20 protein-coding genes and 2 pseudogenes are annotated in these 23,160 nt (G+C 71.3%); 15 read left to right on the plus strand and 7 right to left on the minus strand.

Going from position 1 to position 23,160, the window contains the following annotated elements; translation table 11 throughout:
* Positions 1-13 precede the first annotated feature (13 nt).
* Positions 14-412 carry a VOC family protein gene (locus ACFYZE_RS16395; RefSeq protein WP_388993578.1) on the plus strand — a complete coding sequence of 133 codons (399 nt, stop codon included), beginning with the start codon at positions 14-16 and terminating at the stop codon, positions 410-412.
* Between the two features lie 101 nt (positions 413-513).
* Positions 514-651: pseudogene (locus ACFYZE_RS16400) on the plus strand (integrase core domain-containing protein); the annotation flags it as partial.
* 115 nt (positions 652-766) lie between these two features.
* On the opposite strand, the gene ACFYZE_RS16405 reads toward ACFYZE_RS16400, so the two are convergent.
* The 4 genes from ACFYZE_RS16405 to ACFYZE_RS16420 form a co-directional block, all read right to left on the minus strand.
* Positions 767-1,063, minus strand: coding sequence for a hypothetical protein (locus ACFYZE_RS16405; protein ID WP_388993582.1), 297 nt, complete (start codon positions 1,061-1,063; stop codon positions 767-769).
* A gap of 136 nt (positions 1,064-1,199) precedes the next feature.
* Positions 1,200-1,904 (minus strand): hypothetical protein, encoded by a 705-nt coding sequence (locus ACFYZE_RS16410; RefSeq protein ID WP_388993585.1) that lies wholly within the window; start codon positions 1,902-1,904, stop codon positions 1,200-1,202.
* Between the two features lie 250 nt (positions 1,905-2,154).
* Positions 2,155-2,394, minus strand: a complete 240-nt coding sequence (chpG, locus tag ACFYZE_RS16415) for a chaplin ChpG (RefSeq protein WP_181138935.1) — start codon at positions 2,392-2,394, stop codon at positions 2,155-2,157.
* Positions 2,395-2,762: 368 nt separating this feature from the next.
* Positions 2,763-3,722 carry a helix-turn-helix domain-containing protein gene (locus ACFYZE_RS16420; protein ID WP_388993588.1) on the minus strand — a complete coding sequence of 320 codons (960 nt, stop codon included), beginning with the start codon at positions 3,720-3,722 and terminating at the stop codon, positions 2,763-2,765.
* Positions 3,723-3,900: 178 nt separating this feature from the next.
* On the opposite strand from ACFYZE_RS16420, the gene iolC reads away from it, so the two are divergent.
* The 7 genes and pseudogenes from iolC to ACFYZE_RS16455 all read left to right on the plus strand — a co-directional run bounded on the left by iolC (position 3,901) and on the right by ACFYZE_RS16455 (position 13,921).
* Positions 3,901-4,854: a 5-dehydro-2-deoxygluconokinase gene (gene iolC, locus ACFYZE_RS16425; protein WP_388993591.1), complete on the plus strand. Its 954-nt coding sequence runs from the start codon at positions 3,901-3,903 to the stop codon at positions 4,852-4,854.
* A gap of 33 nt (positions 4,855-4,887) precedes the next feature.
* Positions 4,888-5,050: pseudogene (locus tag ACFYZE_RS16430) on the plus strand (5-deoxy-glucuronate isomerase); the annotation flags it as partial.
* An 89-nt stretch (positions 5,051-5,139) separates the two neighbouring features.
* Positions 5,140-7,023, plus strand: coding sequence for a 3D-(3,5/4)-trihydroxycyclohexane-1,2-dione acylhydrolase (decyclizing) (iolD, locus tag ACFYZE_RS16435; protein ID WP_388993593.1), 1,884 nt, complete (start codon positions 5,140-5,142; stop codon positions 7,021-7,023).
* A 14-nt stretch (positions 7,024-7,037) separates the two neighbouring features.
* Positions 7,038-8,540, plus strand: a complete 1,503-nt coding sequence (mmsA, locus tag ACFYZE_RS16440) for a CoA-acylating methylmalonate-semialdehyde dehydrogenase (protein ID WP_388993596.1) — start codon at positions 7,038-7,040, stop codon at positions 8,538-8,540.
* 300 nt (positions 8,541-8,840) lie between these two features.
* A complete protein-coding gene (locus tag ACFYZE_RS16445; RefSeq protein WP_388993599.1) occupies positions 8,841-10,238 on the plus strand; it encodes an APC family permease in 1,398 nt (465 codons plus the stop codon).
* Between the two features lie 177 nt (positions 10,239-10,415).
* Positions 10,416-13,061 carry an alpha/beta fold hydrolase gene (locus ACFYZE_RS16450; RefSeq protein WP_388993602.1) on the plus strand — a complete coding sequence of 882 codons (2,646 nt, stop codon included), beginning with the start codon at positions 10,416-10,418 and terminating at the stop codon, positions 13,059-13,061.
* Entirely contained in the window at positions 13,058-13,921 is an 864-nt protein-coding gene (locus ACFYZE_RS16455) for an ABC transporter permease (RefSeq protein ID WP_388993605.1), read from the plus strand. Before ACFYZE_RS16450 ends, ACFYZE_RS16455 begins: the two co-directional genes overlap by 4 nt.
* A gap of 109 nt (positions 13,922-14,030) precedes the next feature.
* Here ACFYZE_RS16455 and ACFYZE_RS16460 read toward each other — a convergent pair whose 3' ends face one another.
* On the minus strand, positions 14,031-14,438 hold the full coding sequence (locus ACFYZE_RS16460; protein ID WP_388993608.1) for a rodlin: 408 nt from the start codon (positions 14,436-14,438) through the stop codon (positions 14,031-14,033).
* A 254-nt stretch (positions 14,439-14,692) separates the two neighbouring features.
* On the opposite strand from ACFYZE_RS16460, the gene ACFYZE_RS16465 reads away from it, so the two are divergent.
* The 4 genes from ACFYZE_RS16465 (at position 14,693) to ACFYZE_RS16480 (ending at position 17,073) form a co-directional block, all read left to right on the plus strand.
* Positions 14,693-15,103, plus strand: a complete 411-nt coding sequence (locus ACFYZE_RS16465) for a rodlin (RefSeq protein WP_388993611.1) — start codon at positions 14,693-14,695, stop codon at positions 15,101-15,103.
* 317 nt (positions 15,104-15,420) lie between these two features.
* Positions 15,421-15,654: a chaplin gene (locus ACFYZE_RS16470; protein ID WP_388993614.1), complete on the plus strand. Its 234-nt coding sequence runs from the start codon at positions 15,421-15,423 to the stop codon at positions 15,652-15,654.
* A 136-nt stretch (positions 15,655-15,790) separates the two neighbouring features.
* Positions 15,791-16,525, plus strand: a complete 735-nt coding sequence (locus tag ACFYZE_RS16475; RefSeq protein WP_388993617.1) for a chaplin — start codon at positions 15,791-15,793, stop codon at positions 16,523-16,525.
* A 347-nt stretch (positions 16,526-16,872) separates the two neighbouring features.
* Positions 16,873-17,073 (plus strand): helix-turn-helix transcriptional regulator, encoded by a 201-nt coding sequence (locus ACFYZE_RS16480; RefSeq protein ID WP_388993620.1) that lies wholly within the window; start codon positions 16,873-16,875, stop codon positions 17,071-17,073.
* A gap of 79 nt (positions 17,074-17,152) precedes the next feature.
* Here the strand turns inward: ACFYZE_RS16480 and ACFYZE_RS16485 are convergent, their stop codons facing one another.
* On the minus strand, positions 17,153-18,196 hold the full coding sequence (locus ACFYZE_RS16485; RefSeq protein WP_388993623.1) for a zinc-dependent alcohol dehydrogenase family protein: 1,044 nt from the start codon (positions 18,194-18,196) through the stop codon (positions 17,153-17,155).
* Between the two features lie 248 nt (positions 18,197-18,444).
* Here ACFYZE_RS16485 and ACFYZE_RS16490 point away from each other — a divergent pair, with 248 nt between their 5' ends.
* The gene (locus ACFYZE_RS16490) at positions 18,445-18,684 is read left to right on the plus strand and encodes a heavy-metal-associated domain-containing protein (protein WP_388993627.1); all 240 of its coding nucleotides are present in this window, start codon (positions 18,445-18,447) and stop codon (positions 18,682-18,684) included.
* An 86-nt stretch (positions 18,685-18,770) separates the two neighbouring features.
* Positions 18,771-21,035 carry a heavy metal translocating P-type ATPase gene (locus ACFYZE_RS16495; RefSeq protein WP_388993631.1) on the plus strand — a complete coding sequence of 755 codons (2,265 nt, stop codon included), beginning with the start codon at positions 18,771-18,773 and terminating at the stop codon, positions 21,033-21,035.
* 747 nt (positions 21,036-21,782) lie between these two features.
* On the opposite strand, the gene ACFYZE_RS16500 is transcribed toward ACFYZE_RS16495, so the two are convergent.
* Positions 21,783-23,072: a citrate synthase gene (locus ACFYZE_RS16500; RefSeq protein ID WP_388993633.1), complete on the minus strand. Its 1,290-nt coding sequence runs from the start codon at positions 23,070-23,072 to the stop codon at positions 21,783-21,785.
* Positions 23,073-23,160: the final 88 nt, after the last annotated feature.

Genomic DNA, 23,160 nt, shown 5'->3' on the forward strand with positions numbered 1-23,160 from the left:
CCAAGGAGACCCCATGGACTTCGTCTCGATCCGCATCATCACCAGCGACGTCGCACGCCTCGTCGAGTTCTACGAGCGAGCCACAGGGGCGCGGGCGACGTGGGCCACCGAGGACTTCGCCGAACTCAAGACCGCGGGCGCCACCCTCGCGATCGCCGGCACCCGCACCGTCCCGCTGTTCGCCCCGGGCTCTGCCCGCCCTGCGGACAACCACGGCGTGATCACCGAGTTCCTCGTCGACGACGTGGACCGCGTTCACCAGAACCTGACCGGCTTCATCACCGACTTCGTCAACGGGCCCACCACGATGCCCTGGGGCAACCGGTCCCTGTTGTTCCGTGACCCCGACGGCAACCTCGTCAACTTCTTCACCCCCGTCACCCCGGAGGCCATCGAAAAGTTCGCACGCTGACGCCACGCACAGCCGCTCACGCGGGAGCCCCGAGACCCCAGGGCTCCCGGTGAACGCGGCCGCCCAGTCCGGGAGCGCCACCAGCAGGGCACATCGGCGGCACCCTGGCCCGGGAATGGGCCTACGTCCGCAACTACACGTCCGAGCACGAACGCCGCGTCGCACTCGCCGACTTCCTCAGCCACTACAACCACGAGCGGCCCCACGCCGCCCTGGGCGGAAAGCCGCCGATCAGCCGGACCGCCGGCAGCGACTACCGCGTCACCTTCGCCCAGCCGCTGGAACCGCTCGGCATCCTCCCGCAGCAGCCGGCATTCGAAGACGTCGTGGAACCAACGTCCGAAGACACCACAACTAGCGGCCCCGGAGCGGAAGACCGCCGAGCAGCCGGGCCGGGCCGGCCTGCCGGTTGAGGGCGGCCGCCGCGCCGTTCACGGTGCTCAGCACGGAGTGCTTGTTCTCTGTGTCCAGGGTGTCGGACTGGTGGGCGATGGGGCGGATGTCCAGGGTCTTCTGGGTGGTGACGGTCTGCAGCGCACCGTTGAGGCTGGTGGGCGTCAGGTCGGAGGCGTCGTCGGCGAAGGCGGGTGCGGCGACGCCGGCGGCGACCAGGGACCCGGCGACGACGGCGACGGCCTTGAGGGACTTCATCCGTGTTCCTTTCTTCGGCGACCGAAGTCGCCGGAGCTTCGGTGACCGAAGTCACCGGAGGGGACGGTTGCGTCCTGGCTAACGAGCCCCCGACCCGGCGGAAACCCTTACGGCCTCTCGTTCGGATCAGGCCGGTTCAGCGCTTGGGCGGGTACGGCATGGCCGAGACCGTGTGCTGCGGCGGGTCCGTGGGCTTGCCGGCCGGCGCGAGCTTCGAGCCGGACGTCGTAGAAGCCGCCGGGCTGGGCTTGGCAGTGGGGTTCCCGCTCGGCTTCGGCATCATCGACGGCGGAAGGCCGGGCATGCTCGGCAGGCTGGGAAGGGGCGGCATGGTCACCCCGCCGGCCACGAAGGTGACGAGCACGCTGATGAGCTTGTTGAGCACGCCCGTGGCCGCGGGCAGTACCTGACCGCCGTTGCCGGACGTGGTCGCCGCGGCCAGGTCGTCGACCGCCTTGCGCAGAGCGGTGAGCGCGTCGCCCTGCACGTCGTTGCGCGACGGTATGGGCCCGGTCGGCGCGGGGGTGGGCGGGGCCATCCTGGTGATGGCGTCCTGCGCGGCCCTCCTGAGCTCTGCCGCCTCCTTGGCGGACAGTCGGCGGTTGTCCGCCGTGAGCGCGGCCTTGAGGAGCTCGGAGACCGGGGCCACGGCGCGGTCGGCTTCGGCGAGCCGCTGGACCCGGGGCAGGAGCACCTCCGGGCCGGGCAGGGGGGCGGAGGCGTGGGTACGGCCGCGGGGCGCGTCGTGCTCGGCCGCCGCCGCGGCAGGGCCGGTGATGCCGAGCAGCAGGGTGGCGCAGACAGCGGTGGAAGCAAGGCGACGGGTGGGCACAGCAGACATGAGTGGTCCCCTTCGTGGTCGGTGAGGGTGCTTGTGCTCACCGTGGAAGGAGCCGCCAGGGCGTGCAACAGGTCGGCTGCCCGCAGTAGCGTCCGCGGCCTGTCGTGCACCATGTTTTCGCTGATGAGGGGCCATGTGCACGCATGGGCGACGGCGCCACCCGTTTGGTGCAACGCCGAGCGGGCGCGATGACGCCAACCGGCCGTCCCCCCGAGGGGGGAACGGCCGGCAGAAGGGTCGCTGTCGGGCGTCAGCCGTTGGCGCAGGTGTTGCCGAACGCCGGGTTCAGCAGGCCGACGACGTCGATCGTGTTCCCGCACACGTTGACCGGAACGTGAATCGGGACCTGCACGACGTTGCCCGACAGAACGCCCGGAGAGTTGTCGGCGGCGGCGCTTGCGCCGCTGTCAGCGGCGGCGATGCCGGCGGTGCCCGCCACGGCCGCGGCGGCAACGGAGGTCAGGGCAAGGCCCTTCGCGATACGCGACATGGAGAGGTGCTCCTTGGGGATCGTCACAACAGCCGGGCGGAATGCCCGACGTTGAGTCAACTGCGGAGCACCCGCCCGGGTTGCGCCTCCGATGGGGTGATATCCGGAATGGCCGCGATTCACCCTTCCGGCGCACTTGACGGGTTTCGCACGCCGTGGCGGCCAGTGCACCGCGGGAGCCGGCACTCAAGCCGTGGCCGGACGGTCGCTGCCGCGCCGTGCGAACCGGTGACGCGTACGGATCCCGGCCTGCCGGGCCACCCCGGCCCGGCCCTGCCCCCGTGCAGGGCCGGCCGGACCCGCTGCGCCGGGCCCGGCCCGCCGGTCCGTGCTTCCCCCGCAGCGACCGCCGCGGACCCAGCCTGCCGTCAGGCGATCCTTCCGGTCTTGGAAAAATGCGCACTGCCGTTCGGCGAGAGCACCAGGCTCGTCACCTCCCCCGTCATCCGGTCCGTTCCGGGCAGTCCGGACCGCGTCGCCGCCACCTCCCCGCGTGCCGCGGCGAACTCCCGGGGCGTGCACCCGGTCATCGCCCGGAACTCCCCGTTCAGATGCGCCTGGTCGTAGAAGCCGCAGAGCGCCGCGATCTCGGCAACCGACCGCCCGGAGGCGAGCAGCCGCCGGGCACGTTGCAGCCGCAGCACACGGGCCGCGGCCTTCGGGCCGAGCCCGATCTGTTCGCGGAAACGGTTCTCCAACTGCCGTACGCTCCAACCGACCTCGTCCGCGAGCCGCGCCACCGGCACGGCACCGCCGCTGCGCCGCAGCAGCGACCAGGCGCGCACCACCCGGGCCGAACTCGGCGGCCCCGCCTGCGTCCAGCGCGCGAGCACGTCGTCGAGCAGCCGGAAACGATCCGTCCAGCCGGGCAGCACGGCCAGTGCGGCGGCGAGTTCGGCCACGCCCGCCCGGCCGCCACCACCTGTGGGACGCGGCAACTCCTCCGGGTCGACGGGCCGGTTGGTCAACTCGTGCTGAGAGGTGCCGAAGAGCGTGAACGCGGCCCAAGGGGTGAACAGGATCTCGATGCCGAATATGCGGCCGCCGTGCTCACCGACGGCCGCAGTGGTGTTCAGAGCGGAGTACACCGACTCAAGGGTCGTCGGGAGCCGGCCGGGCCGCGCGATCCGGACGGAGCCCTCGAAGCCCAGCAGGAGCGTGGCCGCGCCGATGGGAGTCTCCAGGCGGCTGCGCGGGCCGTCGAGCGCGAGCCGGATCCCGCGGTAGCTGATCACACCGGGTCGCAGCCGGGGGTGCGGCCGCGCGACCACGGTTTCCCAACTCCCGCGCGCTCCGCGCCCGCTGCGCGCCACCATCCCGCTCGCCATACGCCCTCCCGGCACACCCGGAAACCATCCATGGTGCCCACCACCACGCGCCTCCGAAAGCCCACCGCCCTCGGTTTCCCGAAACCACGTCAAGGTGTCATCCGAATGTCCGGACAAAACATTGACAGGGCTCTCCGGCGCGGCTAGACCTGGGGACAGCCGATGCGAAGGGAACCCGATGGAGGCCTACGACCTGATCACCATGGGCCGGATCGGCGTGGACCTCTATCCACTGCAGACCGGGGTGCCCCTGCCGCAGGTGAGGTCCTTCGGGAAGTTCCTGGGCGGTTCGGCGACGAACGTGGCGGTCGCCGCCGCCCGGCTCGGCCGGCGCACGGCGGTGATCACGCGCACGGGCGACGACCCCTTCGGCGCCTACCTCCACGAGGCGCTGCAGGGCTTCGGCGTCGACGACCGCTGGGTCACACCGGTGGCGGGGCTGCCGACACCGGTCACGTTCTGCGAGGTGTTCCCGCCGGACGACTTCCCGCTGTACTTCTACCGGCAGCCCAAGGCGCCGGACCTGGAGATCGACGCCCACGAGCTGGACCTGGACGCGATCCGCGCCGCGCGCGTCTTCTGGATCACGGGCACGGGCCTGTGCGAGGAGCCCAGCCGCACCGCCACGCTCGCGGCGCTCGCCCACCGCGCCAAGGCCGGTACGACGGTCTTCGACCTCGACTGGCGGCCCATGTTCTGGCGCGACCCGGACACCGCACGCCCGTTCTACGCCGAGGCCCTGCGGCACACCACCGTCGCGGTCGGCAACCTCGACGAGGTGGAGATCGCCACCGGTGAGCGCGATCCGCACACGGCGGCACGCGCCCTGCTGGACGCCGGTGTCGAGCTGGCGGTGGTCAAACAGGGACCCAAGGGCGTCCTCGCGGTCAGCCGCACGGGCGAGTCGGCCGAGGTGCCGCCGCTCCCGGTGAAGGTCCTCAACGGTCTCGGCGCGGGCGACGCCTTCGGCGGGTCGCTGTGCCACGGACTGCTGGCCGGCTGGGACCTGGAGCGGATCATGCGGTACGGCAACGCGGCGGGCGCCATCGTCGCCTCCCGCCTCGAGTGCTCGTCCGCGATGCCCACGGCCGACGAGGTGGAGGCGGCGATCACGGCAGGAGCGGTGCTGTGACCGCCACGACCGGAACATAGCCCACAAACTTGACAACTCCCGGGCAGGGACACCGTCTTCGCGGGGATGACCGACCTCGCGCACGGGTCCGGGGCGCCCGGGCACGATCGCCTCCGGCGCGGGAGACCGCTTCGCCCTGGCAGGAGCGAAGTGCGAGCGCAGACTCCCCGCCCGCTACGGCCCCGCGCCGGAGGTCCGAGCGACGTACGGTCGAGACGTGCAGGGCGGCAGGGCCGTACCCCAGGTGCGGATCTGCTTCCACCCGGACCACACGGAGGGATACCGATGACCTCAACGACGAGGCTCACGGTCGCTCAGGCGCTCGTACGCTTCCTGGCCGCCCAGTACACCGAGCGCGACGGCGTGCGCCGCCGGCTGATCGCCGCCACCTGGGGCGTCTTCGGGCACGGCAACGTCGCGGGCCTCGGGCAGGCGCTGGTCGAGTACCCCGACGCCATGCCGTACCACCAGGGCCGCAACGAGCAGTCGATGGTGCACGCGGCGGTCGGCTACGCCCGCCAGTCGAACCGGCTGTCCACGCACGCGGTGACGACGTCCATCGGGCCGGGCGCGACCAACCTGGTCACGGGTGCCGCCCTCGCCACGATCAACCACCTCCCGGTCCTCCTGCTGCCCGGCGACGTCTTCGCCACTCGGCCGGCCGACCCGGTCCTGCAGCAGCTGGAGGTCCCGCAGGCCGGCGATGTGTCCGTCAACGACTGTCTGCGCCCGGTGTCGAAGTACTTCGACCGGATCACCCGCCCGGAGGCGCTGATACCGGCCGCCCTGCAGGCGATGCGCGTGCTCACCGACCCGGTGGAGACGGGCGCGGTCACACTGGCGCTGCCGCAGGACGTGCAGGCGGAAGGCTTCGACTGGCCGGAGGAGTTCTTCGCCGAGCGGACCTGGAACGTGCGCCGCCCGGGCCCCGACCCGGTCGAACTCGCCGAGGCGGTCCACACGATCCGCGCCGCCCGGCGCCCGCTCGTGATCGCGGGCGGCGGTGTCCACCACAGCCGTGCCGAGGAGGCCCTCGCCGAGTTCGCCGAGGCCACCGGCATCCCGGTCGCCTCCACCCAGGCCGGCAAGGGCTCGCTCGCCTGGGACCACCCCCAGGACGTCGGCGGCATCGGCCACACCGGCACGGCGGCCGCCGACGAGCTGGCCCGCACCGCCGACCTGGTCATCGGCGTCGGCACCCGCTACACGGACTTCACCACGGCCTCCGGCACCCTCTTCACCGGCGAGGGCGTCCGCTTCCTCAACCTCAACATCGCGTCGTTCGACGGGCACAAGATGTGCGGGACGCCGTTGGTCGCGGACGCCCGCAGCGGGCTGGAGGAGCTGACCGAGGCTCTGGAGCTGCACGACCACCGGGTCGATCCGGCGTACGTGACCGAGTACACGGAGGACAAGGAGCGCTGGGAGCAGCGCGTGGAGGCCTGCTTCGAGGCCGAGGAACCGGATCTGCGACCGACGCAGCCGCAGGTCATCGGCGCGCTGGACGCGGTGGTGGACGAGTCGGACGTGATCGTCAACGCGGCCGGTTCGCTCCCCGACGACCTGCACAAGCTGTGGCGGTCCCGCTCCCGCGACCAGTACCACCTCGAGTACGGCTACTCGTGCATGGGCTACGAGATCCCGGCCGCGATCGGCGTGAAGCTGGCCGCGCCGGAGCGGCCCGTGTGGGCGCTGGTCGGCGACGGCACCTATCTGATGATGCCGACGGAGATCGTGACGGCCGTGCAGGAGGGCATCGCGATCAAGGTGCTGATCGTGCAGAACCACGGCTACGTCTCCATCGGCGGTCTGTCGGAGTCCGTGGGCGGCGAGCGGTTCGGCACCGCCTACCGCTTCCGCTCCGACGACGGCACGTACACGGGGGCGAAGCTGCCCGTGGACCTCGCCGCCAACGCGGCCAGTCTCGGGATGCGGGTGCTGCGCGCCAGGACCGTACGCGACCTGGGTGACGCGCTCGCCGAGGCGCGCGCCGCGGACACTCCCACATGTGTCTATGTGGAGACCGAAACCGCAGACACTGTGTCGGGCGCGCCTCCGGCGCAGGCCTGGTGGGATGTACCCGTGGCCGAGACCGCGACCCGGCCGTCCGCGGTCAAGGCGCGCGAGGTCTACGAACGGCACGTTGCCACCCGACGCCGCCATCTGTGAAGGAGTTCTCGGGCATGACGAAGATCGTCAACCACTGGATCGGCGGCAAGACCGCCGAAGGCGCTTCGGGCACGTACGGGCCGGTGACGGATCCGGCGACCGGCGCGGTCACCACGAAGGTCGCGTTCGCGACCGTGGAGGAGGTGGACGCGGCCGTCGCCGCGGCCAAGGAGGCCTTCGCGACCTGGGGTCAGTCCTCGCTCGCGCAGCGCACCTCGATCCTCTTCCGGTTCCGGGCGCTGCTTGACGAGCACCGTGACGAGATCGCGGAGCTGATCACCGCCGAGCACGGCAAGGTGCACGGCGACGCGCTCGGCGAGGTGGCGCGCGGCCTGGAGATCGTCGATCTGGCCTGCGGCATCACCGTGCAGCTGAAGGGCGAGCTGTCCACGCAGGTGGCGAGCCGGGTGGATGTGGCCTCGATCCGGCAGCCGCTCGGCGTCGTCGCGGGCATCACGCCGTTCAACTTCCCGGCGATGGTGCCGATGTGGATGTTCCCGATCGCCATCGCGTGCGGCAACACCTTCGTGCTGAAGCCGTCCGAGAAGGACCCGTCGGCCTCGATCCGCCTGGCCGAGCTGCTGGCGGAGGCCGGGCTGCCGGACGGCGTCTTCAACGTCGTGCACGGCGACAAGGTGGCCGTGGGCCGGCTGCTCGAACACCCCGACGTCAAGGCGGTGTCGTTCGTCGGCTCCACCCCGATCGCCCGCTACATCCACACCACGGCCTCCGCGCACGGCAAGCGTGTCCAGGCCCTGGGCGGCGCCAAGAACCACATGCTGGTCCTGCCGGACGCCGACCTGGACGCGGCGGCGGACGCGGCGGTGTCGGCGGCGTACGGCTCGGCGGGTGAGCGCTGCATGGCGATCTCCGCGGTCGTCGCGGTCGGCTCGATCGGCGACGAGCTGGTGGACAAGATCCGCGAGCGCGCCGAGAAGATCAAGATCGGCCCCGGCGACGACCCGGCGTCCGAGATGGGCCCGCTGATCACGAAGGCGCACCGCGACAAGGTGGCGTCGTACGTCGCGGGCGCGGCGGCGGAGGGAGCCGAGGTCGTCCTCGACGGCACCGGATACACCGTCGACGGCTACGAGGACGGTCACTGGATCGGCATCTCGCTCCTCGACAGGGTGCCGACCAGCGCGAAGGCGTACCGGGACGAGATCTTCGGCCCGGTCCTGTGCGTCCTGCGCGTGGACACCTACGACGAGGGCGTGGCGCTGATCAACAGCTCGCCGTTCGGCAACGGCACCGCGATCTTCACCCGGGACGGCGGCGCGGCCCGCCGCTTCCAGCTGGAGATCGAGGCCGGGATGGTCGGCGTGAACGTCCCCATCCCGGTCCCCGTCGGCTACCACAGCTTCGGCGGCTGGAAGGACTCGCTCTTCGGCGACCACCACATCTACGGGAACGACGGCACGCACTTCTACACCCGCGGCAAGGTGGTCACCTCCCGCTGGCCCGACCCGGCCGACGCCCCGGCGGGCGTGGACCTGGGGTTCCCGCGCAACCACTGATCATCGCCCGGCAGGGCTGACGAGGCCGTCCGTCATACGGACGGCCTCATTTTTTTCCGGGACCCCGCTGCGGTTCCCGTATGCGCGCAAGATGCCGAACAGACGGACCGATTGACGCGCGATTCCGTCGTAGATCGCGTTTCTGATGCGGATTCCGTAGGTGAACACCCATTGACGCGGCGGTTTTCGTCGGGGTTCGATGCGTCCGCCGGGAGCGGACCAGAGCACGTACGACCGAAGCCGCGGAGGCGATAACGCTCCCGACCCCACCATGTCGCACGAGTCGATCGGAACCGCCGCATGACCGACACGCTCCGCCCTGTCGAGAACGCCCCCGTCCCGCCACCGGACAGTCCACAGAAACTCAAGCGTTCCATCGGCGTCGTCGGCGGCACCCTGCTCACCCTGTCGTGCGTGACGCCCGCCTCCACTCTCTTCGTGGTCGTCCCCGACCTGTTCGGCTCGCTGGGCACCGCCACCGCCCTCACCATCGCCATCGGCTCCGTCCTCTGTATCGCGGTGGCGTTCTGCTACTCGGAACTGGGCACCCTGATCCCCAGCGCGGGCGGCGAGTACGCGATGGTGTCGACGCTGGCCGGACGGCTCGCGGGCTGGCTGGTGTTCGTGCTGTCCCTGCTGGTCGTCATGATCGTGCCGCCGGTGATCGCGATGGGCACGGCGGACTACCTGGCTCCGGTCGTGCACCTGGACCCGGCCATGACGGGCGCCGGGGTCATGCTCCTCGCCACCCTCGCCGGCCTGCTGGACCTGCGCGCCAACGCCTGGATCACGGGCATCTTCCTGGTCCTGGAGGTCGTGGCCGCGGGCGTCGTCGCGGTCCTCGGCTTCGCGCACGGCGAGCGCGGGGCGGGCAGTCTGGTCTCGATGCAGGTGACCGGCGCCGGCGGGCACACGGACCACGTCACGGCCATGATGGTGGTCTCCGGCCTCGCCATCGCCCTCTTCGTCACCCAGGGCTTCTCGACCGCCGTCTACCTCTCCGAGGAACTGGAGAACCCGCGCCGCACCGTCGCCCGCACGGTCCTCGCCACCCTCGCCATCTCCTCGGTCGTCATCCTGGTCCCGGTCGTCGCGATCACCATGGGCGCCCCCGATCTCAAGGCGCTGACCGGCGGCGACCTCAGCAGCATGGTCACCGCCTGGTCGAACACCGCCGTCGGCACCTTCGTGAGCCTGTGCGTCGCGCTCGCGATCATCAACGCGGGCATCGTCATGGTCATCCAGAACTCCCGCGTCCTGTTCGCCTCGGCCCGCGACAAGGCCTGGCCCCAGCCGGTCAACAACGCGCTCGCCAGGCTCGGCCGGTTCGGCTCCCCGTGGGTCGCCACCCTCGTCGTCGGCGTCCCCGGCGCACTGCTCTGCTTCGTCAACCTGGACACGCTCTACGGGGTCACGGGCGTCTCGGTGACCGGCATGTACCTGCTCGTCGCGGTGGCCGCCCTGCTGTCCCGGCGCGGCAGGCACGCGACGACGCCGGCCTGGCGGATGCCGCTGTGGCCCGCGATGCCCATCCTGCTGATCGCGGTCCTGGGGTACATCCTCACCCAGCAGGAGGTGACGTACCTGCTGTGGACGGGCGGCATCACGGCCGCCGCCACCCTCTACTGGGCCCTCTACCTCCGCCCGCGCCGCGCGACCCGCTGGCTGGTGTCGCTCCCGGAGGACGCGCGGGCCTGAGCCGGCTCCCCCTCGCCCCGTCGCCCCTGCCGCCCGCACCACGACCGGCGGCAGGGGCGACCGCGTCGCCGTACCACGACTGCGGTACGCGGCAGCAGGCCCGTACGCCCGCAGGAGGGGCCGTGGTTCAGCCCCGCGGCTGCCGCGGTCGTCGGTGGCGGCCTCTACCGTTGACGCATGGATCTTCGACTGCCCGCATTCCGTGGGCTGCGCCGAGGGGCCGTGGCCGCCGTGGTCGCGGTCCTTCTCGTGCTGGCCGGTGTCGGGACGTGGACGGCCGCCGCTTCGGACGACGCGCCGGCCGTGCACCGCACCGACAGAGTGATGGACATGGGCGGCGGAGTACGGATCGACACCTCTTTCTTCACGTCCGGATCCGCGGGCCGCCGCCCGGCCGTCCTGCTCGCGCACGGCTTCGGCGGCAGCAAGGACGACATGACGGACCAGGCGGTCACGCTCGCCCGGGACGGGTACGCGGTGCTGACCTGGTCGGCGCGCGGCTTCGGCAGGTCCACGGGGAAGATCGGGCTGAACGACCCGAAGGGCGAGGTCGCCGATGTCTCCCGGCTCATCGACTGGCTGGCGAAGCGGCCGGAGGTCCAGCTGGACAAGCCGGGCGATCCGCGCGTGGGCATGGCCGGCGCGTCCTACGGCGGGGCGATCGCGCTGCTGGCCGCGGGCTATGACCACCGGGTGGACGCCATCGCCCCGGCGATCACGTACTGGAACCTCGCGGACGCCCTGTTCCCGAACGGCGTGTTCAAGAAGCTGTGGGCCGGCGTCTTCGTGAACTCCGGCGGCGGTTGTGCCGAGTTCACCGCCGAGCTGTGCCGGATGTACGAGCGGGTCGCCGAGTCCGGCAAGCCGGACGCCGAGGCGCGTGCCCTGCTCCAGGCGCGTTCGCCGTCCGCCGTGGGCAAGGACATCAAGGTGCCCACCCTGCTGGTGCAGGGCCAGTCCGACTCGCTGTTCCCGCTCGGCCAGGCGGACGCGGCGGCCCGGGCGATCCGCGCCAACGGCGCCCCCATGGACGTCGACTGGATCGCGGGCGGTCACGACGGCGGGGACATGGAGACCAGCCGCGTGCAGGCCCGTGACACCGCCTGGTTCGACCGCTATCTGAAGGGCGACAAGGGCGTCGACACGGGGCCCGCCTTCCGGATCACCCGCACCGGCGGCATCGACTCCACGGACGGCGCGGCCCAGTTGAAGGGCGCGAGCGGCTCCTCGTACCCGGGACTGGAGAGCGGGCAGCGGACGGTCGAGCTCAGCGGCCGTCAGCAGCGCTTCACCAACCCGGCCGGCGCCACCCCGCCCGCGGTCTCCGCGCTCCCCGGCCTCGGCGGCTCGGGCGGCCTCGCCCAGCTGTCGTCGCTGGGCGTCGGGGTGTCGCTCGACTTCCCCGGACAGTACGCGCAGTTCGACTCCCGTCCCGTGCGCCAGGACCTGTGGATCACCGGCTCGCCGACCGTGACGGTGCATGTCACGTCGACGAGCGACGAAGCCGTGCTGTTCGGGAAGGTGTACGACGTCGGCCCCGGCAAGGGACAGCCGGTACTGCCCTCGCAACTGGTCGCCCCGGTCCGGGTGGAGGGCGCCAAGGCCGGCAAGGACGTCACGCTGACCCTGCCCGCCGTCGACCACGAGGTGCAGAAGGGACACCGGCTGCGGCTGGTCCTCGCCTCCACGGACCTCGGCTACGCCTCCCCGACCGCACCCGCCACGTACACGGTCTCCCTCAAGAGCGCACTGAAGGTGCCGACGGCACCCGGGGTCGCGACCGCGGCGGCCCCGCTCCCCTCCTGGGTGTGGTGGCTGCCGGTGACCGGTGCGGTCGTCGCGGCCGCCCTGCTGCTCACGGCCCGCCGCCGTACGACGGCACCGGTGCCCGACCCCGCGCTGGCGGAGGTACCGCTGCAGATCACCGGCCTGAGCAAGCGGTACGCGAAGTCGGCGGACAGGTACGCGGTCAGGGACCTGTCCTTCCGCGTGGAGAAGGGACAGGTGCTGGGCCTGCTGGGGCCGAACGGCGCGGGCAAGACGACCACGCTGCGCATGCTGATGGGCCTGATCCGGCCGGACGGCGGCGAGATCCGCGTCTTCGGGCATGCGGTGCGCCCCGGTGCCCCGGTGCTGTCACGGGTCGGGGCCTTCGTGGAGGGCGCCGGCTTCCTGCCGCACCTGTCCGGCCGGGAGAATCTGGAGCTGTACTGGCGGGCCACGGGCCGCCCGGCCGAGGACGCGCACCTGGACGAGGCGCTCGAGATCGCGGGGCTCGGCGACGCGCTGGAGCGCGCGGTGCGCACGTACTCCCAGGGCATGCGGCAGCGCCTCGCCATCGCGCAGGCGATGCTCGGCCTGCCGGACCTGCTGATCCTGGACGAGCCGACCAACGGCCTGGACCCGCCGCAGATCCGCGAGATGCGCCAGGTCATGATCCGGTATGCGGCGGGCGGCCGCACGGTCATCGTCTCCAGCCACCTGCTGGCGGAGGTGGAGCAGTCCTGCACCCACCTGGTGGTCATGGACCGCGGCCGACTGCTCCAGGCGGGCCCGGTCAAGGAGATCATCGGCTCGGGCGACACCCTGCTCGTCGGCACCACCGCACCCGTGGAGGAGCCCCTCGTCGAGAAGGTGGGCGCACTGCCGGGCGTGGCCTCGGTGGTGCGCACGGAGGACGGGCTGCTGGTCCGGCTCGACGCGGGCGGCAGCGCGCGGCGGCTGGTCGCGGAGCTGGTGCGGCTGGACGTCCCCGTGGAGTCCGTGGGCCCCCACCGGCGTCTGGAGGACGCCTTCCTGACCCTGATCGGAGGTTCCGCATGAGCGCGCTCGCCGAGCGGACGGAGACGGCCGACGGGTACCGGGCGCGGCGGACGCTGCCGCTGCGCGTGGAACTCGTGCGGCAGTTGAAGCGGCGCCGCACCCTCGTGATGGGTGCCGTCCTGGCCCTGCTGCCGTTCGTGCTGGCCGTCGCCTTCGCCATCGGCGGCGACCCCGGCTCGCGCAACGGCCAGGTGACGCTGATGGACACGGCGACCGCGTCGGGGGCCAACTTCGCCGCGGTGAACCTGTTCGTCTCCGCCGGGTTCCTGCTGGTCATCCCGGTGGCCCTGTTCTGCGGTGACACGGTCGCCTCGGAGGCGAGCTGGTCCTCGCTGCGCTATCTGCTCGCGGCGCCCGTCCCCCGCGCCCGCCTGCTGTGGTCCAAGCTCGCGGTCGGACTCGGCATGAGCCTCGCGGCCATGGTGCTGCTTCCGGTCGTCGCGCTCGCGGTGGGTACGGCCGCCTACGGCTGGGGGCCGCTGGAGATACCGACCGGCGGCTCCCTCTCCCCGGGCACGGCGGCTCAGCGGCTCGTCGTCGTGGTGGCGTACATCTTCGTGTCCCAACTGGTCACAGCCGGGCTCGCGTTCTGGCTGTCGACGAAGACGGACACCCCGCTGGGCGCGGTGGGCGGCGCGGTCGGGCTCACCATCGTGGGGAACGTGCTGGACGCGGTCACCGCTCTGGGCCACTGGCGCGACTTCCTGCCGGCGCACTGGCAGTTCGCCTGGGCCGACGCGGTGCAGACCCGACCGGAGTGGGCGGGCATGGTCCAGGGCACGGCGATCTCGGTGACGTACGCGCTCGTGCTGTTCGCCCTGGCCTTCCGCGGTTTCGCCCGCAAGGACGTCGTTTCGTAGAGCAGCCGGACATCCCCGGAGCACAACGGCCGGGGCGCATGCCGGAGCGGCCCGCCGAATCGCTCGGCGGGCCGCTCCTCGTGCGCCGGATGCGCCGGACTCGGCAGACTCAGCCGTTGTTGGTGCCGTTCGCGGACAGGACCGGAACGTCGTCCAGGATGTGCGACAGCGGCTCGTCGCCCTTGGCCTGGGTGGAGTTCTCGGTGCACTGCTGGTTCTGCGACGCCGACAGGACCGGGACGTCCTGCACGGCGACCGGCACGACACCGACGAGCGAACCGGCGTTGACCTTCGCCGGCAGACCGACACAGGGCTTGTTCAGCGAGCCCTGGATGAGCGCCATCTGGGGGCTCATGGCGCCGTAGGTGGCCGAGTTGCCGTACTGCTGCGTCGAGGTGTTGCCGTTGGTGGACGTCGTCCCGGTGTCGTTGCCGACCGCCAGCGCCTGCGGAGCGGCCGCCGCCGAGACGCCCACCACGGAAGCAGCGACCGCCGCGGCGGCCATGAACCTCTTCATCACTTGCTAGTCCCTTCTGGAGAAACCCCGTCCACCGGAGCGCTCTGGACAACTGCCGCACGGTGTCATGGTTGCTCCCCTTCACTCCGATGGCCGATATCGAGAGGCGCAGGCGGACCCGTATGCCGGGCGCGTATTTCCAGAATTACTGCCCGCGCAACGGGCCCGACCGGGTGAATGGCCGAAACCAATTCGAGGGTGCCGGGTTGATCGCAGGAGCAGGAACACGTGTCTTCTGTCAGAAGGGAACCGACATGTTCAAGAAGGCGATGGCCGCGGCTGCGGTCGCTGCTTCCGTGGTGGGCGTCTCGGCGGCGGCCGCTCCGCAGGCGCTGGCGCTCGGTGACGACACCGGGACCACGTCCACCAATTCGAACACCATCTCGGAGTCGTTCGGCAACTCGGCGACCTCGGGCGCCATGAGCCCGCAGATGTCCCTGGTGCAGGGCTCCTTGAACAAGCTGTGCCTCGGTGTGCCGGCCAAGGCCAACGCCGGTTCGCTCGTCGGCCTGGTGCCGGTCGCCGTGCAGGACGTCCCGGTCCTGTCGGCTCCGCAGAACCAGCAGTGCACCGAGAACTCCACCCAGGCCAAGGGCGACGAGCCGCTGTCGCACATCGTGGACGACGTTCCGGTCCTGTCCGCGAACGGCACCGGCAACAGCTGACCGCCTTCGCCCACCGGCCGGCCGCCCGCTTCCGGGTCTTTCGGGCGGCCGGGACACGGGCCGCCCTGCATATTCTTCTTTTCCGGCTTCCTCTCGCGTGGCTTTCGATCACCCGAAGTCACGCGGACGACCCGCCCTGCCTTTCGTGTGTCTTCGCGATCGGCGTTCGGGTGAATTGCGCAGCGGCCCGTGCGAGGGAGTTGCTTCGGCCGTCTATTCCTCGTTTGACAGATGCAGGTCGTGCGGCGAGCCGTTTCGAATTGTGCTCGCTCGGTTTCGGCCGTCACAGGGGCACGACCGCACAGAAGGGAAACTCCGTGAAGCACAAGAAGAGCGCCGCCGTAGTGGCCGGCGCCATCATGGCTCTGGGAATGGCCGCACCGGCCATGGCGGACTCCGGAGCCGACGCGTCCGCGACCAACTCCCCGGGTGTCCTGTCCGGGAACGTCATCCAGGTTCCCGTGCACGTGCCCGTCAACGTCTGCGGCAACAGCCTCGGCATCATCGCGCTGCTGAACCCCACTGCCGGCAACGCGTGCTCCAACCACTGACGCCATGGCCGACAACGGCTGAGGGCGTCACGCACCAGCCGTCCGGCTGTGGCACGGCCGGCCTTGGACTGCTCTTCTCGGTTCCAGGGCCGGCTTTACCACTTCTCCCACCTCTACCAGCAGGAAGACAACGAGATTGCGACAGACCCTGAACAGGGGAATGGTCGCGGCGGCCGCCGCGACGGGCATTCTGTCCCTGTGCGGCAGCCCGGTGTTCGCCGATTCGAGCGCCGACGGCTCGACGTCCGGATCACCCGGCCTCGCGTCCGGCAACACCGTCCAGGCCCCCGTGAACGTCCCCGTCAATGTCTGCGGCAACACGGTCAACGTGATCGCCGTGCTGAACCCGGCGTTCGGCAACGCCTGTGCCAACGGCCGGGGCGCCACGGCGTCCCCTGCACCCGTGACCCCCGCCCCCACCCCGACCGTCCCGGTGCAGACGCCGCCGCGCGGCAACGGTTCCGGCACGCCGACCACCCCGCCCGGGTCCGGCACCACGACCACCCCGCCCGGGTCCGGCACCACGACCACCCCGCCCGGGTCCGGCACCACGACGACTCCGCCCGGGTCCGGCACCACGACCACCCCGCCCGGGTCCGGTGCGACGCCCCAGACGCCGGGCACGGGACAGGGCAGCCAGCCACCGGGCACCGGGACGACCCCGCCGGAAGGAACGCTGCCGCCGCAGGCAGGTGTCCCTCAGGCGGACGTCCCGCGGGCCGGCGCACGGCCCGTCGCGGCCTCGCGCACCCTGCCCGCGCTGGCCGAGACCGGCAGTGAGGGGCTCCTCGCAGCCTCGGCCGTCAGCGTCGCGATGCTGACCGGCGGGCTCATCCTGTACCGACGGGGGCGGGTCACCTCCCGCCGGTAGCGCGCCGGGGGCCGGACGTGCCGCGTCCGGCCCCCGTGCCGTGGTTCACCCGTCACTCCCTCAGTTCACCGCCCAGGGGCGGCGTCCACTCCGGGCGCCGCCCCTGGGCCGTTGATCCTCGCAGGCACTCCCGCCCCGATTGCGCCACCCGTGTCACAAAGAACTCCCTCCGGTCACGCATGTCCCGGCTGTGCGGGCCTTCTGTCACAGCGGGTTCACAGGCCCTTTCCAGCGAGCGCCGTGGGTCGTTGACCCGGCACAGGCTTTGTGATCGCCAGCGCGGGCCCGGCTCCCCCGACGACCTCCCCCCGGTCGCCGCCGTGGCGTGCGCGAGGAGGTGCTTGAAGATGACCGACCGTCGCCTCTGGTCCTACAAGGACATCGCCGCCCACATCCGCGTGCAGCCGGACACCGTCAGGTCCTATCGCAAACACGGGCTGCTTCCGCCACCGGACCATGTGGAGGGCGGAAAGCCCTACTGGTACGCCGACACGGTCCGGGCCTGGGTGGCCTCCCGCCCCGGCAACCGCGGCCGCGGAGAGCCCTGACGCCTCCCCCCGGCGCCCGCGGGTGGCCCGTCCCGGTCGGGACGGGCCACCCGGCTGTCGCCGCCGGTGACCGGCCGGCTCAGCTCCACGGCTCGACGACCGTCACCCCCTGCCCCCGTGCCGAACCCATGGTCGCCAGCGCCTCGGGGGACGCCGACAGCGGGATGGCCGACGTGACCAGGAGGTCGGGGCGCACGGCGCCGGACCGGACCAGTTCCAGCATCGGCGGATACGTGTGTGCCGCCATGCCGTGGCTGCCGAGGATCTCCAGTTCCAGGGCGATCAGCCGGGACACGGGGACGGGAGTGGTGCCGTCGGGGGAGGGCAGCAGGCCGACCTGGACGTGACGTCCGCGGCGCCGCAGTCCGTTCACCGACGCGGCGCACGTCGCCGGGGAGCCGAGCGCGTCGAGGGAGACGTGGGCGCCGCCACCGGTCAGGGTGCGGACCGCTTCGGCCGTGTCGTCGGTGCCGGTCGCGTCCACACATTCCACCGCGCCGAACTTCCGTGCCAGTTCAAGGGCCTGGGGCGACACGTCGACGGCCACGACCCGCGCGCCCACGGCCGCCGCGATCATCACCGCCGACAGCCCGACACCCCCGCAGCCGTGCACGGCGACCCACTCCCCCGCGGCCGGCCGGCCCTGCTGGACGACCGCCCGGAACGCCGTGGCGAACCGGCACCCGAGCGCCGCCGCCGTCCGGAACGACATCTCCTCCGGCACCGCGACCAGGTTCACGTCCGCGTGCTCCAGCGCCACGTACTGTGCGAAGGACCCCCAGTGCGTGAACCCCGGCTGGGTCTGCCGCTCGCACACCTGCTGGTCGCCCGCCGCGCAGGAGGGACAGCTCCCGCAGGCGCAGACGAACGGCACCGTGACCCGGTCGCCGGGCCGCCAGCGCGTCACCCGGGCGCCGACCGCCTCGACGACACCGGCGAGTTCATGGCCGGGCACGTGCGGGAGTCTGATGTCCGGATCGTGTCCCATCCAGCCGTGCCAGTCGCTGCGGCACAGCCCCGTCGCCTCGACCCGCACCACGGCCCCGTGCTCGGACGGCTCCGGGTCCGCCACCTCCCGCACCTCGGCCCGCTCCCCGTACCGCTCGAACACCACCGCACGCATACGACCGACCCTCCGCCACGTCCGCGGTCCCTGCCCCGGAGACCGTCTCCTGCCGAACGCTAGTGCCCCACCCGTGTGCCGTACCCGGGCCTCCTCCCCGCCCTCCGTACCTGGACGCGATCCCCACTGACGGCGGCCGAACCGAACGCGCCCCGCCGACGCGCCCCCGCTCCCCGTCATCAGGTACCCCCAGGGGGTATAGTGTGATTCTCGTAAGTCCCACACGCCTCCCCCTGAGGAGTAATGCCATGACCGCGCAGACCGACACCCCGGGTTCCGTGACGACCGTCTACAAGGTGAGCGGGATGAGCTGCGGGCACTGTGAAGGCTCCGTCTCCGGCGAGATCTCCGGCATCGACGGCGTCACCTCGGTCTCCGCCGTCGCATCCACCGGCGAGGTCACGGTCGTCTCCGCCGCCCCCCTCGACGAAGAGGCCGTGCGCGCCGCGGTCGACGAGGCGGGCTTCGAGCTCGTCGGCAAGGCCTGAACCACCGGCATCGCCCACCGCACCGGGCCGTACCGACCAGCTGATACTGGCTCCGCACGGCCCGGTCCGTTGTCTGGAGTCCGGACATGACCAGCACCACTGCACCAGCCCCGATGAACGACACGACCGCGCGTTCCGAGGTCGAGCTCACGATCGGCGGCATGACCTGCGCCTCCTGCGCGGCCCGTGTCGAGAAGAAGCTCAACCGGATGGACGGCGTCACCGCCACCGTCAACTTCGCGACGGAGAAGGCGAAGGTCTCCTACCCCGAGGGGATCCAGGTCGCCGATCTGATCGCCACGGTGGTGAAGACCGGCTACACCGCCGAGGAACCCCCGCCCCCGCAACCGGAACGGCCTGCCGGGACCGAGGATCCTACGGGGCTCGAAAAAGACCCGGAGCTCGCCTCTCTCCGTCAGCGCCTGACCGTCTCCGCGCTGCTCGCCCTGCCCGTCGTGCTGCTCGCGATGGTTCCGGCCCTGCAGTTCGACAACTGGCAGTGGCTCTCGCTCACCCTCGCCTCACCCGTCGTCGTATGGGGCGCACTGCCGTTCCACAAGGCGGCGTTCACAGGCGCCCGGCACGGCGCGGCCACCATGGACACACTCGTCTCGGTCGGCACGCTCGCCGCGTTCGGCTGGTCGCTGTGGGCGCTGTTCTGGGGGCACGCGGGCATGCCCGGTATGCGCCACGGCTTCGAGCTCACCGTCTCCCGTACGGACGGGTCGTCCGCGATCTACCTCGAGGTGGCCGCCGGTGTCGTCGCGTTCATCCTGCTCGGCCGCTACCTGGAGGCCCGCTCCAAGCGGCGCGCGGGCGCGGCCCTGAAGGCCCTGCTCGAACTGGGCGCGAAGGACGTCGCGGTGCTGCGGGAGGGACGCGAGGTGCGCGTTCCGGTGGCGCGGCTGGCCGTCGGCGACCGGTTCGTGGTCCGGCCCGGTGAGAAGATCGCCACCGACGGGACCGTCGTGGAGGGCGTCTCCGCGGTCGACGCGTCCATGCTCACCGGCGAGTCGGTGCCGGTCGATGTGGCGGTGGGCGATTCCGTGACCGGCGCGACCGTGAACGCCGGGGGCCGGCTGGTGGTCGAGGCGACGCGGGTCGGCGCGGACACCCAGCTCGCGCGGATGGCGCGGCTCGTGGAGGACGCGCAGAACGGCAAGGCCGAGGTGCAGCGCCTCGCCGACCGCGTCTCCGGGATCTTCGTGCCCGTGGTGCTGCTGATCGCGCTCGGCACCTTCGGGGTGTGGCTCGGCGTCACCGGGGACACCGTCGCCGCCTTCACCGCGGCGGTCGCGGTGCTGATCATCGCCTGCCCCTGCGCGCTGGGCCTCGCCACCCCGACCGCCCTGATGGTCGGCACGGGCCGCGGCGCCCAGCTGGGAATCCTGATCAAGGGTCCCGAGGTGCTGGAGTCCACACGGCGGGTCGACACCGTGGTCCTGGACAAGACCGGAACGGTGACCACCGGCCGGATGACGCTCCAGGAGGTGCACGCCGTCGAGGACAGCGACGAGAAGGAGGTTCTGCGGCTCGCAGGGGCCCTGGAACACGCCTCCGAGCACCCGATCGCCCGGGCGGTCGCGGAAGGCGCTCAGAAGCGCCTCGGTGACCTTCCCGCGCCGGAGCACTTCGAGAACGTGCCCGGACTCGGCGTGCGCGGCCGCGTCGAGGGACACGAGGTCACGGTGGGCCGCTTCCCCGGCGTGCTCCCGGAGCCGCTGGCCCGCGCGAAGGCCGGGGCCGAGACGGAGGGACGCACGGCCGTCGTGGTCGTCCGGGACGGTGTGGCACTCGGTGTCGTCACCGTGGCCGACGCCATCAAGGAGACCAGCGCCGAAGCCGTACGGGACCTGCGCGCGGTGGGGCTGCGGCCGGTGCTGCTGACCGGGGACAACCGGACGGTGGCCGAGGCGGTGGCGAGGGCCGTGGGCATCGACGGCGCGGACGTGATCGCCGAGGTGCTGCCCGAGGACAAGGTCGGCGTCGTCCGGCGGCTCCAGGGCGAGGGGCGGACCGTCGCCATGGTCGGCGACGGCGTCAACGACGCGGCCGCCCTCGCCACCGCCGATCTGGGCCTGGCCATGGGCACCGGGACGGACGCGGCGATCGAGGCGAGCGATCTGACGCTGGTGCGCGGGGACCTGCGGGTGGCCGCGGACGCCATCCGGCTGTCACGGCGCACGCTCGCCACGATCAAGGGGAACCTGGCATGGGCGTTCGGGTACAACGTGGCCGCCCTGCCGCTGGCCGCGGGGGGCTTCCTCAACCCCATGATCGCGGGTGCGGCCATGGCCTTCTCGTCGGTGTTCGTGGTCACGAACAGCCTGCGGCTGCGGGCGTTCTCATGAGGGCGCAGCAGACGCGCCGGCCTCGTGGCGCGGTTCCCGGGACGGAGCGGTAAGAGTCCCTCTAGAGTCGGAAGCGAGCCTCACATAAGCTCTTCACAAGGCCCGCGCAGCATCCTTACGCTGGGGCCTCGATCAACGTGTCGAGGCTCTTGCGCATCTTCAGGTGGTGCGCAAGAGACACAGATCACAGTGACGTGAACGTAACCAGCGGAAGGGTTCGTGGGTCTAAGTTGGCGATGTCGGAAGCGTCTTGGGGGGCGTGACCGACATCTGGGGATGTCTTGGGGGACGTCCTCGGGAAACTGCGTTGCCGGGGCACGTACACCGGGGAGCTTTGAGCGGCCCTCCCGTCCGTACGCGTCCCGGCAGACCGCACCGCAGTGGTATGCCGACTTCTGCTCGTTTTGCTCACAGCGATTCAGGCGCTGTCCCGCAGACGCCCGGCCGGATCCCGTGGGGGGAATCCGCACCGGGACATGGGAAGGCGCCCTGGTCGTCGGCCCGTGGGGGGACCGGCGCGCCGGGGCGCCTTCTGTTTTCCGTGGCTCGGTTCGCCTCCGGGGCGCCGCAGTACCGACATGCGCCTACCGGCGCGTGGCGGTGTCGAGAGCACGACCGTGCTCGGCCCTTCGGACCTCCGGGCTCCCCCGAGCTCTCGACTCAGCTCGAGCAGGGGGGACCCCCAGCGCTCTCGACACCGGCCCGCCCCTTCGGCTCACTCGCCGGGCCAGGCTGCGGTGAACGCTGTCAGCGCTCCTCGACGGGAACGAAGTCCCGCTCGACGACACCCGTGTAGATCTGGCGCGGGCGGCCGATGCGGGAGCCCGGCTCCTTGATCATCTCGTGCCACTGGGCGATCCAGCCCGGCAGGCGGCCGAGGGCGAACAGGACCGTGAACATCTCGGTCGGGAAGCCCATGGCGCGGTAGATCAGGCCGGTGTAGAAGTCCACGTTCGGGTAGAGCTTGCGCTCGACGAAGTAGTCGTCGGACAGCGCGTGCTCCTCCAGCTTGAGCGCGATGTCGAGGAGCTCGTCCTCCTTGCCCAGGGCGGAGAGGACGTCGTGCGCGGCGGCCTTGATGATCTTGGCGCGCGGGTCGAAGTTCTTGTAGACCCGGTGGCCGAAGCCCATCAGGCGGACGCCGTCCTCCTTGTTCTTCACCTTGCGGATGAAGGTGTCGACGTCGTTGCCGGAGTCGCGGATGCCCTCGAGCATCTCCAGGACGGACTGGTTGGCGCCGCCGTGCAGCGGGCCCCACAGCGCGTTGATGCCGGCCGAGATCGAGGCGAACATGTTGGCCTGCGAGGAGCCCACCAGGCGGACCGTGGAGGTCGAACAGTTCTGCTCGTGGTCGGCGTGCAGGATCAGCAGCTTGTCGAGCGCGGACACGACGACCGGGTCCAGCTCGAACTCCTGCGCGGGGACCGAGAAGGTCATGCGCAGGAAGTTCTCGACGTAGCCGAGGTCGTTGCGCGGGTAGACGAACGGGTGACCGATCGACTTCTTGTAGGCGTACGCCGCGATCGTCGGAAGCTTGGCGAGCAGGCGGATGGTGGAGAGGTTGCGCTGCTTCTCGTCGAACGGGTTGTGGCTGTCCTGGTAGAAGGTGGACAGCGCGGAGACCACCGAGGACAGCATCGCCATCGGGTGGGCGTCGCGCGGGAAGCCCTTGTAGAAGTTCTTGACGTCCTCGTGCAGCAGGGTGTGCTGGGTGATGTCGTTCTTGAAGGCGGAGAGCTCGTCGACCGTGGGCAGCTCGCCGTTGATCAGCAGGTAGGCGACCTCCAGGAAGGTGGAGCGCTCGGCCAGCTGCTCGATCGGGTAGCCGCGGTACCGGAGGATGCCCTGCTCGCCGTCGAGGTAGGTGATGGCGGATTTGTAGGCGGCGGTGTTGCCGTAGCCGCTGTCCAGGGTCACCAGACCGGTCTGGGCGCGGAGCTTCCCGATGTCGAAGCCCTTGTCACCGACGGTGCTGTCGACCACCGGGTAGGTGTACTCGTTGCTGTTGTACCGCAGTACTACAGAGTTGTCGCTCACGTCTTCCCTCACCGACGTAGTGCCTCATCTTCGAGGTGCCCTGACTGTCTCTACCATCCCCCATTTGGCGCAGGAGAGTGCACTCGGG

It is taken from the genome of Streptomyces sp. NPDC001796 (assembly GCF_042892355.1).
In the GTDB taxonomy this organism is placed as follows: Bacteria; Actinomycetota; Actinomycetes; order Streptomycetales; family Streptomycetaceae; genus Streptomyces.